This window comes from Gelidimonas diazotrophica (assembly GCF_055694025.1).
In genome coordinates, this window is the sequence record NZ_CM146349.1 from 1,019,419 (window position 1) to 1,032,794 (window position 13,376).

General features: G+C 52.6%; 13 protein-coding genes. 10 read left to right on the top strand and 3 right to left on the bottom strand.

Translation table 11 applies throughout. The features are described from left to right. Positions 1-2: 2 nt before the first annotated feature. The gene (gene ppk1 / locus KGFNPO_RS04750; protein ID WP_472634388.1) at positions 3-2,102 is read right to left on the bottom strand and encodes a polyphosphate kinase 1; all 2,100 of its coding nucleotides are present in this window, start codon (positions 2,100-2,102) and stop codon (positions 3-5) included. A gap of 224 nt (positions 2,103-2,326) precedes the next feature. Here ppk1 and pstS point away from each other — a divergent pair, with 224 nt between their 5' ends. The 8 genes from pstS to KGFNPO_RS04790 all read left to right on the top strand — a co-directional run bounded on the left by pstS (position 2,327) and on the right by KGFNPO_RS04790 (position 9,712). Next, the gene (gene pstS, locus KGFNPO_RS04755; protein WP_472633342.1) at positions 2,327-3,379 is read left to right on the top strand and encodes a phosphate ABC transporter substrate-binding protein PstS; all 1,053 of its coding nucleotides are present in this window, start codon (positions 2,327-2,329) and stop codon (positions 3,377-3,379) included. A gap of 209 nt (positions 3,380-3,588) precedes the next feature. After that, positions 3,589-4,521, top strand: a complete 933-nt coding sequence (gene pstC, locus KGFNPO_RS04760) for a phosphate ABC transporter permease subunit PstC (protein WP_472634389.1) — start codon at positions 3,589-3,591, stop codon at positions 4,519-4,521. After that, positions 4,518-5,378 carry a phosphate ABC transporter permease PstA gene (gene pstA / locus KGFNPO_RS04765; RefSeq protein WP_472633343.1) on the top strand — a complete coding sequence of 287 codons (861 nt, stop codon included), beginning with the start codon at positions 4,518-4,520 and terminating at the stop codon, positions 5,376-5,378. The genes pstC and pstA overlap by 4 nt, the downstream gene beginning before the upstream one ends. A gap of 18 nt (positions 5,379-5,396) precedes the next feature. Continuing rightward, on the top strand, positions 5,397-6,182 hold the full coding sequence (gene pstB / locus KGFNPO_RS04770) for a phosphate ABC transporter ATP-binding protein PstB (RefSeq protein ID WP_472633344.1): 786 nt from the start codon (positions 5,397-5,399) through the stop codon (positions 6,180-6,182). A gap of 34 nt (positions 6,183-6,216) precedes the next feature. Then, positions 6,217-6,921, top strand: coding sequence for a phosphate signaling complex protein PhoU (gene phoU, locus KGFNPO_RS04775; protein ID WP_472633345.1), 705 nt, complete (start codon positions 6,217-6,219; stop codon positions 6,919-6,921). A 5-nt stretch (positions 6,922-6,926) separates the two neighbouring features. After that, on the top strand, positions 6,927-7,616 hold the full coding sequence (locus KGFNPO_RS04780) for a response regulator (protein ID WP_472633346.1): 690 nt from the start codon (positions 6,927-6,929) through the stop codon (positions 7,614-7,616). A 13-nt stretch (positions 7,617-7,629) separates the two neighbouring features. Continuing rightward, entirely contained in the window at positions 7,630-8,946 is a 1,317-nt protein-coding gene (gene phoR / locus KGFNPO_RS04785; protein WP_472633347.1) for a phosphate regulon sensor histidine kinase PhoR, read from the top strand. A 325-nt stretch (positions 8,947-9,271) separates the two neighbouring features. Next, complete coding sequence (locus KGFNPO_RS04790) at positions 9,272-9,712, top strand: hypothetical protein (RefSeq protein ID WP_472633348.1); 441 nt, start codon at positions 9,272-9,274, stop codon at positions 9,710-9,712. A 145-nt stretch (positions 9,713-9,857) separates the two neighbouring features. Here KGFNPO_RS04790 and KGFNPO_RS04795 read toward each other — a convergent pair whose 3' ends face one another. Further along, positions 9,858-10,898: an extracellular solute-binding protein gene (locus KGFNPO_RS04795; protein WP_472633349.1), complete on the bottom strand. Its 1,041-nt coding sequence runs from the start codon at positions 10,896-10,898 to the stop codon at positions 9,858-9,860. 158 nt (positions 10,899-11,056) lie between these two features. Between KGFNPO_RS04795 and KGFNPO_RS04800 the strand changes: the two genes are divergently transcribed. Then, positions 11,057-11,962: a patatin-like phospholipase family protein gene (locus KGFNPO_RS04800; protein ID WP_472633350.1), complete on the top strand. Its 906-nt coding sequence runs from the start codon at positions 11,057-11,059 to the stop codon at positions 11,960-11,962. 9 nt (positions 11,963-11,971) lie between these two features. On the opposite strand, the gene KGFNPO_RS04805 is transcribed toward KGFNPO_RS04800, so the two are convergent. Beyond that, complete coding sequence (locus KGFNPO_RS04805; protein WP_472634390.1) at positions 11,972-12,478, bottom strand: C40 family peptidase; 507 nt, start codon at positions 12,476-12,478, stop codon at positions 11,972-11,974. A gap of 267 nt (positions 12,479-12,745) precedes the next feature. Between KGFNPO_RS04805 and KGFNPO_RS04810 the strand changes: the two genes are divergently transcribed. Further along, positions 12,746-13,153, top strand: a complete 408-nt coding sequence (locus KGFNPO_RS04810) for a GlcG/HbpS family heme-binding protein (RefSeq protein ID WP_472633351.1) — start codon at positions 12,746-12,748, stop codon at positions 13,151-13,153. Positions 13,154-13,376 lie beyond the last annotated feature (223 nt).

The window sequence follows — 13,376 nt, forward strand, 5'->3', positions numbered from 1 at the left end:
CATTAACCCTCGTCAATTGCAGTGTGCGATCCCAGCGTCTGCATCAGGAATTGCTGGGCGCTAAAATGCGCTTGCTTGGGGCGCGGTTTCTTGCGGTGGTAGGCGCCGCTGGAACTCAGTTCCCAAGCATTTACATTATCTTTCAGGTAGGGACGCAAGCCTTCGGATATCACGCGTTTCTTGAGTGCCTTGTCATAGATCGGGAATGCGACCTCGATCCGGCGCAGCAGGTTGCGATTCATCCAGTCGGCACTGGCCAGATAGACGTTGTGCTCCAGATCATTGCGGAAATAATAAATCCGGCTGTGTTCCAGGAAGCGGCCGATGATCGAGCGCACCTTGATGTTGTCCGACAGGCCGGGCACGCCGGGTTTCAGCGCGCAGGCGCCGCGCACGATCAGGTCGATTTTGACGCCGTCGGTGGAGGCCGCATACAGCGCGCGGATTACCGGTTCATCGACCAGCCCATTCATCTTGGCGATGATGCGCGCCGGCCGGCCTTCGCGGGCAATTCTGGCTTCATTGCGAATCGCGCCGATGATGTTTTTTTGCAGTGAAAACGGCGCCAGCCATAGATGTTTCATGCGTTTCGGTACCGTCAGGCTGGTCAGGTGCATGAATACTTCGTTGACTTCGATGCCAATTTCAGGGTGCGCGGTCAACAGGCCGAAATCGGTATACAGCCGGGTGGTCTTCGAATGGTAATTGCCGGTGCCGAGATGGGTGTAAGTGCGCAGTACGCCTTTTTCGCGGCGGATCACGAGCGCCAGTTTGGCATGTGTTTTCAGCCCCACCACGCCATATACCACCTGTGCACCGGCTTGTTCCAGCTGATCGGCCCAGTTGATATTGGCTTCTTCATCGAAGCGCGCCATCAGTTCGACGATGACGGTAACTTCCTTGCCCAGTCGGGCCGCAGTAATCAGAGCCTGCATCAGATCGGAATCCATGCCGGTGCGATAGATGGTTTGCTTGATGGCCAGCACATCGGGGTCCTGCACCGCGCACCGGATGAAGTCGATCACGGTCTGAAAGGTCTGGAACGGATGGTGCAGCAGCACATCCTGCTTCTTGAGCAGGGTGAAAATGTCGCCGTTGGACGGCAGCGGCGACTGTCCCGGAAAAAAAGGCGGGAAGCGCAGGTTCGGCGCCTGGGCGTGATCAATCAATTCCGACAGGCGCACCATGTTGACCGGCCCATCCACTGCATACAAACGGCTGTGATGCAGCGAAAACTGGTTGAGCAAAAACTGCGACAGATATTCAGGACAGTTTTTCGCCACTTCGAGCCGGACCGCGGCCCCGAACTGGCGGCTTTGCAACTCGCCCTTCAGCGCTTGGCGCAGGTTTTTGACTTCTTCCTCGTCAACCCACAGATCACTGTCGCGCGTAACGCGAAATTGCGAGTAAGCCAGCACTTCGCGGCCGGTAAACAGATCCTCGATATGGGCATGAATAATGGAGGACAACAGACAGAAGGTGATGCCGCCGCCGGACAGCGCTTGCGGCAATTCGATCACGCGCGGCAATACTCGCGGCGCTTTCACGATGGCAACCGCGGTGCCGCGGCCAAACGCATCCTTGCCGGACAGGGAAATGATGAAATTCAGGCTCTTGTTGACAACTTGCGGGAATGGATGTGCCGGGTCAAGCCCGATGGGTGTCAGCAATGGCCGTACTTCGCGCTCGAAATACGCCTTTATCCAGGCCCGTTGCGCATCATTGCGCTCGTTATGGCGCAGCAGGCGGATGCCGTTTCTGGACAGTTCCGGCAACACCGCATCGTTGAGAATCGTATATTGATGTTGCACCAGTTGGTGGCATTCGGCACTGATGCGATCCAGTGAAGCCAGCAGGCTAGGATGTTCAGTGAGGACGCCATCAATGCTGTTTTGCGCCAGGATACTAGCCACCCGGACTTCAAAGAATTCATCCATGTTGCTGCTGACGATACACAGATAGCGCAGGCGCTCCAGTAGCGGCACGCTGTTGTCTTCGGCCTGGGCCAGCACGCGCCGGTTGAAGGCGAGCAAAGACAGTTCGCGGTCAAGATAGATGCTGCTATTGGCATAAGGGGCAATGACGGCAAGACTAGGCTTCATATTTTTTTTATTCATCGTTACAGGAAGCAATGGTAAAAAAATTGGATAAATGGATAGGATGAGATTCTGGCAGTGTAGAGAGCTAATATGACAAGTTAATGACGGATTGACTTGAATGTTAATGCCGCTTGGAAATATATCAAATAAATACTTTCGCGTCATAAAGATGTCATAAATGTTCGGTAGAGTTCGGCCTGTCACATTTTTTACACAACGGAGCTGTCATGAATCTGAACAAACTCATTAAATCAGTAGCGCTTACAGCAGTTACAGCAGTCTCGGCAATGACGTTCTCTACCGTAGTGGCAGCCGATATCACGGGCGCCGGTGCAACATTCCCATATCCGATTTATGCAAAATGGGCCGAGGCTTATAAAGCGGCAACCGGCACCGGCATGAACTACCAATCGATTGGTTCCGGTGGCGGCATCAAGCAGATCAAGGCAAAAACTGTCGACTTCGGCGCTTCCGACATGCCCCTCGATTTTAAAGACATGGAAGCAGAAGGATTGATGCAGTTTCCTGCCATCATGGGCGGCGTTGTGCCTATCGTCAACTTGCCAGGCGTCGCTCCCGGTCAGTTGAAAATGACTGCCGATGTTCTGGCGCAGATTTATCTCGGCAAGATTGTCAAATGGAACGCACCTGAAATCGTTGCGATCAACGCAGGCGTGAAACTTCCGGATCAAGATATTACTGTAGTGCATCGTTCGGATGGTTCCGGTACAACATTTGTATGGACTGATTTCCTATCCAAGACCAATGCCAACTTTAAAGCGGTGGTTGGTGCCGGAACTGCGGTTAAATGGCCTGCCGGTGTCGGTGGCAAAGGTAATGAAGGCGTTGCAGCCAACGTACAACGTATCAAGGGCACGATCGGCTACGTAGAATACGCGTACGCGAAAAAGAATAAGATTTCGCATACCCAGGTAAAGAATCGTGATGGTCAATTCGTGCAACCTGACGACACCAGTTTCAAGGCCGCAGCAGCGGGCGCTGACTGGGTGAAGACACCAGGTATGTCGGTTCTGCTGACTAATCAGCCTGGTAAAGCAAGTTGGCCTATCACTAGCGCGTCATTCATCATCATGCACAAGGCGCAAGCAGACGCGAGTCGTGCGAAAGAAGTGTTGAAATTTTTTGACTGGTCATACAAAAATGGCGGCGCGATGGCTACTGAACTTGACTATGTTCCGATGCCTGCTCCAGTTGTCAAACTGGTCAGTGAAGCTTGGAAGACACAATTGAAGGACGGTTCCGGCAAGGCAGTTTGGTAAGATAGCAATATTTGAATGGCTGCCGGCCGCCAGCTGTAAAGCATCCGGCGGCCATTCTATCCCTCCACTTCGGGATGTCATATGATTTCAGTCTCCTTTAAATATTGCACACCATGAGCGCAAACATGAACGCCTTTTCGGATCGAGTTTCGCAACAGAATGGTGAAGCCAGTGATGGTCACATATTCAGCAAGGCGCTGAAGGCCACGATGCGCAAGCAGCGGCTTCAGGACTTTTTCTTCCATAAATTGACACTCTTGTTTGCCCTGAGTGTCTTGCTCGTTTTAATGGGCATTATCATCTCGTTGATGATTGGCGCCTGGCCGGCTTTGAAAGAATTCGGGCTACCCTTCGTAACCAGCATCGAGTGGGACCCGGTAAATGATAAATACGGCGCTCTGATCGCCATCTCCGGCACCCTTATTACTTCATTGATCGCACTGTTGATCGCGTTTCCGGTCAGCTTCGGCATTGCCCTGTTCCTGACTGAAATCTGCCCCGCGTGGCTGAAGCGTCCATTGGGTACGGCAGTCGAGTTGTTGGCCGGGGTGCCCAGCATCATTTACGGCATGTGGGGTATGTTCGTATTTGCACCTATATTTGCCGATTATATTCAGCCGGCGCTGGCCAATACACTGGGGCAATTACCCGTTATCGGCGAGTTGTTTAAAGGCCCGATGATGGGGATCGGCATGCTGGCCGCGGGTTTGATTCTGGCGATCATGATCATTCCATTTATTGCCTCGGTCATGCGCGATGTATTTGAAACTGTGCCGCAGGTATTGAAAGAATCCGCCTATGCGCTCGGCTGCACCAAATGGGAAGTAGTGCGCAATGTTGTTTTGCCCTACACCAGGATCGGCGTGGTCGGCGCCGTGATGCTGGGCCTCGGCAGGGCGCTTGGCGAGACGATGGCGATTACCTTCGTGATCGGCAATGCGCACAAATTATCGTGGTCCCTGTTTGCTGCGGGCAACAGCATCGCTTCCACCCTGGCAAATGAATTCGCAGAAGCCGATTCGGTTTTGCATGTGTCATCGCTATACGCTCTGGGCCTGATTTTGTTTGTAATCACCTTCATCGTGTTGTCGGCCGCTAAATTAATGTTGATGGGCATGTCCCGAAAAGAGGGGGTGAAATGAAAAATCCCGAGATGAATCCGGTGTATCGCCGGCGCTTGTGGATTCACAGAGTCGGCATAGCGCTGTCGTTTTTCGCGATGGCGATCGGCCTGTTTTTCCTGATGTGGATCTTGTTGACCCTGGTTATTAAAGGCGTGGGTGGAATTGATCTGGCCATGTTCACGCGGACTACTCCCGCTCCGGGCAGCGAAGGCGGTGGTTTGATGAATGCGATTATCGGCAGCCTGTTGATGGTCGGCGCCGCCGTGTTCGTCAGTACTCCGGTCGGCATCCTGGCGGGCATTTATCTGGCCGAATATGGGGAAGTCAGCTGGTTCGCCCAAGTCACGCGCTTCGTCACTGACATCATGTTATCGGCGCCATCGATTGTGATCGGCCTGTTCATTTATGCAATTTATGTCGCCAATGTGCATCATTTCTCCGGTTGGGCTGGTAGTTTTGCGATGTCTCTGATTGCGGTTCCGGTGGTTGTGCGCACCACCGACAACATGCTTAATCTGGTGCCCACCAGCCTGCGCGAAGCAGCATTTGCTCTTGGTGCACCGCGCTGGAAGGTGGCGACATCGGTGCGCCTGCGCGCGGTAAAAGCGGGGGTTGTGACCGGTGTATTACTGTCAATTGCACGGATCTCCGGCGAAACTGCACCGTTGCTGTTTACTGCGCTGAACAACCAGTTCTACAGCGCGAACATGAACGCTCCGATGGCCAATTTGCCGGTCGTGATTTACCAGTTTGCCATGAGCCCGTACGATAACTGGCGCTCGTTGGCCTGGGGTGGCGCGCTACTGGTGACATTTAGTGTTCTGGGCTTGAATATCCTGTCGCGCACCTTGTTTAATCAGAAAATCCAGCATTAACTTTCCACCGTGATCGATATGCATAATCAAACGTCTGTGAGCATGAACCCAAAAACGACTATCGGAATTTCTGACCTGAACTTTTTTTATGGCGCTTTTCAAGGCTTGAAAAATATCAATCTGAATATTCACGAAAAAAAAGTGACTGCCTTTATCGGTCCTTCCGGCTGCGGCAAATCGACTTTGCTGCGTACGCTGAACCGCATGTACGACCTGTATCCAGGGCAGCGCGCTGAAGGCAAGATCATGTATCACGGCAGCAATATTCTGGATCAGGGACAGGATGTCAACATGCTGCGCGCCAAAGTCGGCATGGTGTTCCAGAAGCCGACGCCATTCCCGATGTCGGTCTATGACAACATTGCCTTCGGGGTGCGCCTGTATGAAAACCTGTCCAAAGGTGCGCTGGATGAACGGGTCGAATGGGCCCTGAAAAAAGGCGCAATCTGGGATGAGGTCAAGGACCAGCTGAACAAAAACGGTCTGAGCCTGTCGGGCGGCCAGCAACAGCGGCTGTGCATTGCGCGCGGAGTGGCGGTCAAGCCGGAGGTGCTGCTGCTGGATGAGCCGACCTCGGCGCTGGACCCGATTTCTACCGCCAAGATTGAAGAACTGATTAATGAACTGAAGCAGGATTACACGATTGCCATCGTCACTCACAACATGCAGCAGGCGGCCCGCATCTCTGACTACACTGCATACATGTACCTGGGCGAGTTGGTTGAATTCGGCGAAACGGATCAGATCTTCATGAATCCGGCGAAGACGGAAACACAAGATTACATTACCGGCCGTTTTGGCTAAGTCCAGCATCTCTTAAAACTACAAGGAGAAAATGATGCCAAGTGTGCATTCTTCCAAACAATATGATCTGGAGCTGGAAATGATGCAGTCCCAGGTGTTGGCAATGGGCGGTTTGGTCGAGAGCCAGTTCCACGATGCGATGGCATGTTTTCGCAGCGGCGATATAGCGCAGGCTGAACAGGTCATCAAGGGCGATGCTGCGGTCAACCAGCTTGAAGTTGCCCTGGATGATGCCTGTAGTCGTTTGATCGTGCGGCGTCAGCCGACTGCCAATGATCTGCGCATCGTCATGTCGACGGTCAATATCATTACCGATCTGGAGCGAATCGGCGACGAATCCAGCAAAATTGCCCGGGCCGCCAAGAGCATCAAGGAACGCGGTGCGGCGATTCTGAATCACTTTGAGACTGTGCGCGTAATCGCCGCCAGCACCAGCGCCATGTTGCATGATGCGCTTGATGCACTCGCACGGCTGGATGAGAAACAGGCGATTCAGATCATTGCGCAGGATGATGGCGTCGATTACGAGTTCCGTTCCATCATGCGCAATCTGGTTACCTTCATGATGGAAGATCCGCGTACGATTTCGATTGCGCTCGATACCCTGTGGGTTGCCAAGGCGATAGAGCGAATCGGCGATCACGCTAAAAATATTGCCGAATATGTCATTTACATCGTTGAAGGCAAGGATATCCGGCATACCGATTACGCTGCAGCCAATAAGGATAGCGCAGGGTAAGCATTATGGCGGTCGATAAAATATCAATTCTGGTGGTGGAAGACGAACCTGCAATTGCGGAACTACTGGTTTTCACTTTGCGCTCCGCTGGCTGGAACCCGGTAGTGGTGCGCAGTGTTGCGGATGCCTGGGAATTTCTGCAGAAAAACACGCCGCAAATGATCCTGCTGGACTGGATGCTGCCCGACCAGAGCGGCTTGCGGCTGCTTTCCCGGGTGCGCGCCGAGCGCCAGTGGAATGGCTTGCCGATCATCATGCTGACGGCCAAAACCATGGAAGAAGACAAGATCGCCGGACTCGATCACGGGGCCGATGATTACATCACGAAACCATTTTCTCCGCGCGAACTGACTGCGCGCATCAATGCCATGCTGCGGCGCAAAAGCCCTGAGCATGCGCAGAGCATGATGGCGATTGATAATGTGATGCTCGACCCGTTGAGTTGTAGCGTCAGCATCCTTGGGCAAAAAATCGAGATCGGGCATGCTGAATACAAGCTGCTGAAGTTTTTCATGGCGCACCCGGAGCGGGTTTTTTCCAGGAGTCAATTGCTTGACAAGGTGTGGGGTGACCATGCCGTCATTGAAGAGCGTACCGTCGATGTGCATGTGCTGCGGCTGCGCAAGGTTCTGAAAGGTGCAGAGCATTTGATCAAGACCGTGCGTAGCGTAGGTTATATGCTGACCGAGAAATGAGTATCCAGACATTATGAGAGCAGCGTTGTTGTTCTGGGTTCCGGCCGCCTTGCGGCTGATAATCCTCTTGCTTGGGGCCACAGTCTTAGGATATTTTTTCGGCCCGGTACCGGGTTTGATTGCCGCCCTGATCGCGGTCATCAGTCAGTTGGGCCTGCAACTATCCTATCTTTACCAGTTAAATTCCTGGCTGGATGAGCCCATCAGCGCGAAATTGCCCGATGGCTGGGGCGCCTGGACCGATGTTTTCTCCCGTCTGTATCGAACTCGCCGTATGGATGAAAAGAATCAGGTTGAGTTGACCGAGTGGCTGGCGCGCTTTCGACAGGCCATGCACTTGCTGCCTGACGGGGTGGTCATCATGGATGATGTGCTGTTTCTGGAATGGTGCAACCCGGCGGCAGAAAAGCATCTCGGTCTGACCCTGGATCGGGACAAGGGGATGCGGGTGACCAACCTGGTGCGCAGCCCGGACTTCATGGATTACATCATCCTGGGCCGCTATGAGCGGCCGCTGACGCTGTCGTTTAAAGAGCGCAAGCTAATCGTCCAGATTATCCCTTTCGAAAGTCGCCGCCAGATTCTGGTCACGCATGATGCGACCGATTCCGATCGGATTGACATGATGCGGCGCGACTTCATCGCCAATGCTTCGCATGAATTACGTACGCCGTTGACTGTCATTAACGGTTTTCTTGAAATTGCGCTCGGCCAGGGCAAGCTGGAGCCGCAAACCCGGACCGCGCACCTGAAGCTGATGTCAGAGCAGGGCAGACGCATGCAGAACCTAGTGGAAGACATGCTAACGCTGTCTCGCCTGGAGTCGGTCGATTACCCGATACGCTCGCAACATGTCAAGGTACAGGTGTTACTGGAAAGCATCCTGCGCGAGGCTAATGCCCTGTCATCCGGACGGCATACGGTAACGCTGGAAATCGATGGCCCCGACATCAAGGGCAATACGGAAGAACTCAGAAGCGCTTTTGGCAACCTGGTGTCAAATGCCGTGCGCTATACCGACGACGGAGGAAGCATCCGGATCGGCTGGCACATGGGTGCAAGTGGACCACAATTTTCAGTGCAGGACACCGGTATCGGAATTTTGCCGGAAAATATCGCGCGTCTGACCGAGCGCTTCTATCGGGTCGACAAAAGCCGCTCCCGGGAGACTCAAGGCACAGGCTTGGGTCTGGCTATCGTCAAGCATGTGCTGTTGCGGCATGGCGCGACTCTGTCGATCGAATCGGCGCCCTCCGCCGGCAGCACCTTCACCGTACAGTTTGCCCGCGGGTCTTTGTGTGAGCCGGCAGCGCTGCCGATGGCAAAATGATTCCATTTGTTTCGTTTGATCTATGCCATAGGATCGCCTGTTATTTGTTTCATGGTGGAATTTTGCGGGCAAAATAAGACCCTATATCTCCGAGTCTTTGCGTCTTTGAATTGCTCCGGGATACTTCCTGAATGGCTTGGTATCGTCGTCGTCCAGGTTTATCAAACGGTCAAACGGACACCATATGAGACTGATGCGGCGTTGCGATCTGAAAAAATGCTGTACCGCCGGCGTTTTTTTAATGCTATCCGGGTGCGCCAGTCTGTTGCCGCATTCCCGTGAAGATATGCGCACTCCATGGCACAGTTATTCTGATGCACAAGCCATGTTTGACAGCATCATTCCCTATACAACTTCGACAGCGGAACTGAAAGCGTTAGGCGTCGATCCGGAAAAAACGCCAAACGTCGCCATCTTGAGTCACGCCGACTTGCTGCGCAAGATTACCGCCGGCTCTTCCATCGATATCCGTTTGCTGGACCCTGAATTGCAAAGCTGCCTGATGGAAAGCAAGACTTGCGTCGCCTATGAGATAGAACAGACGCATCTTGAACGCAAACGTTTTGGCAATTTTTGGCTGGATTTTCTGAATTTCCAGCGCCGTGTGGATATAACCGGATGGCAGTTCGATGCAATCGTCGTGGTCAGGAATGCGCGCGTGATATACAAACTGTGGAGCGGCAAGCCGAATATCCGGCAATTGCAGGAAGAGCGCACTCCTTTGGGGCCGCTACAGGGCTTGGGCGGTTCTTTGGTGCGACGCTAGAGTCTGCTCCGATCCCTTTTCCGGTGCTGTCTTGCCTCTGAAGTACTGGATAATGTATTTTAATTTTACCAATTAAGTAATGCGCTAACAGGGTAGTTATTACTGATACTCCCAATAACTACCCTGTCGTGTGGAGATTCGCGATTTATTTGTAGCCGGCGCGATCAAGGATTTTTTGCGCCACAATCTGGTTCTTGCCGATGGTGGCGATGGAAAGTTTCTCGGCCTTGAATTTGCCGAGCGACTCCAGTGCGGCATTGTGCGTTGTGACAGTGGGCACCGCTGGCCATTCGTTGTTGCCATCAGAGAAATTATGCTGGGCGGAATCGCTGGCCAGATATTCTAAAAACTTGACTGCTGCTTTCGGGTGCGGAGCATTCGTGGCAACTCCGCCGCCGGCGACATTCACGTGTGCGCCAGAGGTTTTTTGATTGGGCCAGACAAAGCCGATCTTGCTCATTGCCTGGCGATCTTCCGGTTTGGTCGAGCGCATCATGCGCACGTAGTAATAGGTATTGGCTAGCGCTACCCCGCATTCGCCGGAGGCTACGCCATTGATCTGATCGGTATCGCCGCCGCGCGGAGGGCGGGCAAAATTGCTGACCATGCCGCGCGCCCAATCTTCCGTGGCCTTCTCGCCATCGCGCTCAACCAGAGAGCCGATCAGGGACAGCATGTAAGGATGCGAGCCGGAGCGGGTGCAGACTTTACCCTTGTTTTTCGGTTCAGCCAGCGCTTCATAAGTTGCTACATCTTCCGGTCTGACAGCCGCTTTGTTGTAGACGATGACGCGGGCGCGGGTCGAAAAGCCATACCACTGCGGTCCTTGGCCAGCGTCATTGCCTTGTAGGTGGGCCGGGATGCGCGCTGCTAGCACCTTCGATTTGACCGGTTGGAACAAACCCTCAATTTGCGCGCGCCACAGACGCGCGGCATCCACCATCAGGATGACATCGGCCGGACTGTTCTTGCCTTCAGTCTTCAAGCGTTCTAGCAGCGCATTATCGTCGGCTTCGATGCGGTTAATTTTGATCCCGGTTTTTTTGGTAAAGTCGCCATATAACGCATCATCGGTCTGGTAGTGGCGGGCCGAATAAATGTTTAACTCCTTGTCTTCTGCATGGACGCCAGCAACGACAGACAATGCAATAGCAGCGGACAGGATGTTGAGGGTAAATTTATGCATGCGGAATCCTTAAATGAGAATGATTTGCAACTTTTAAAGTATAACTGAAACAATTTTAAATGCAAATCATTCTCAATTAAAAAATTTTGCAACGCAATATAAACCCGCGTCATAAGCTACAATCCGCACGTTACAAAACAAGCCCAAGTCATAACTCGATGCCATCTCTACGTTGTTTGTTTCCCTGCCTGAGCGCGGTACTATTTCTGATAAGCGGTTGCAGCCTGATTGCTCCAGCCCCGGTTGCCGAACCTGTAGCCATTAAACCAGTGCGTAATATCAAGATTGGACTGGCTTTAGGTGGTGGTGCTGCCCGTGGTTTTGCCCATATCGGCGTGATCAAGGCCTTGGAGGCGCAAGGTATCGTGCCCGATATCGTGGTTGGAACCAGCGCCGGCAGCCTGGTCGGCGCCTTGTATGCGGCGGGCAACAACGGCTTCGCTTTGCAGAAAATGGCGATGGAGATGGACGAAGCCGCTATTTCGGACTGGTCGGTGCCGCTGTTTTCAAAATTCAGCGGAATCATCAAGGGCGAAGGTTTGCAGAATTACATCAACAAGACGATTCGTGACGTGCCGATCGAAAAGCTGAAAAAGTCGTTCGGCGCAGTGGCGACCGATTTGAACACCGGTCAGCCCATTTTGTTTCAACGGGGTAATACCGGCCTGGCAGTCAGAGCTTCATCGGCTGTGCCCAGCATTTTTCAACCGGTCAAAATCGGTAGCCATACTTATGTCGATGGAGGACTGGTATCGCCAGTTCCTGCGAAGTTCGCGCGCGATATGGGGGCCGATTTTGTGATTGCGGTAAATATCTCATCGCAAGCCGATGTACTGACGGCGTCGGGTTCGCTTGATGTTCTGCTACAAACTTTCACTATCATGGGGCAGCGCATCAATAAATATGAGTTGAGAGAGGCTGATATCGTCATCCAGCCTGGTTTGGGTGGCATGAGGGGTAATGACTTCAATGGCCGTAATGTGGCCATCATGGCCGGTGAAAAAGCAACCGTTGCCGCGATGAGTGAAATCAAGAGGAAATTAAAGGTAATGCAGCAGCAATAAAGCGCTTATTTATTGCACTGGTTCATTGATGCGGCGGGCGCCGTTGAAACGCTGTTTCCAGTATCCAATATCCATGCTTTCAATCCGCACCCGACCTCCGGCCGATGGGGAGTGGATGAACTTGTTATTGCCCAAATAAATTCCGACGTGCGAAAAGCTACGCTTAAGCGTGTTGTAGAACACTAAATCGCCTGGTTGCAGGTTTTGCGGCTCAATTGTCTCGCCAACTTGGCTAATTTCAGCCGAAGTGCGGGGTAGATTGGCGCCCCAAGCTTCTTTAAATACGTAACGCACTAAACCGCTGCAATCGAGCCCGCTTTCAGGTGTGCTGCCGCCGTATTTGTAGTGGATTCCGATCATCCCCATCGCTTGCATGGCCAATTCCGAGGCGCGATTGGAAAATTCAGCCGCACGATGACCCAAATTCTGCAGTTTTTCGAGCGCAATGTTGGTTTTTGGCGGCAGCGGTTCAGTGGCCCAAGTCTGACCGTAACAAAGCAGTACGCTAACAAACATACACGAACGCATAATTTTTCTGCTCTGGCTAAACGTGAGTTTTGTTGTCATTGTTGCAACTTTCTTCTATGAAGCTACAATGTAAATGAATGTCGCCAGCCTGTCAAAGTGTGGACCGAAATAAATTTTTGTTTGATGACCGGTTTCAGGATATCTGCCAGGAGCATTTCCCTTACTTAAACTGGCTTGCTGAAAGTAAAAACAGTTTTGATAGTGGGTATCTGACGCCTGTCGTACAATCCTGCAATATTCATATCAGGAGGCGTGATGCAATCCAAACAAATATTGACCCTTGCCGATGTTAAGAAAATTGCCGCAGCAGCAGAAGCGGAAGCCAATAAAAACAACTGGGCAGTCGTGATTTCAATTGTGGATGACGGTGGACATTTACTCTGGTTGCAACGACTGGATGGGGTGGCACCGATATCCGCCCATATTGCGCCCGCCAAGGCAAAAACCGCTGCAATGGGTTGTCGTGAATCCCGGATTTATGAGGAAATGATCAACAACGGTCGCGTTTCTTTCATGTCGGCACCATATATCGATGGCATGCTTGAAGGTGGGGTCCCCATCATGATCAATGGGCAATGCCTGGGAGCGGTCGGTGTTTCCGGAGTGAAATCTGCCGAGGATGCGCAAATTGCCAAGGCAGGTATCGCTGCATTAGCGTTGTAAGGACATAAAATCTTTCCCGGACGTCTGTGGGGCTTCTGCGTAAGCTTCCGGATTTACGGGAGAGGGCATTTTGCGTTATAATTGCCGGGTTTAACTAAACTTACACCCGCCGTAGCGCATACCGATTTCATCCCGTCAAAACGACTTGTCACAGACTCTGGCGCATTAGCCCGGGCGTTTGCGGTTGTTGTGGCGCGGCGCAGCGGCGGTAACAATATCAGGA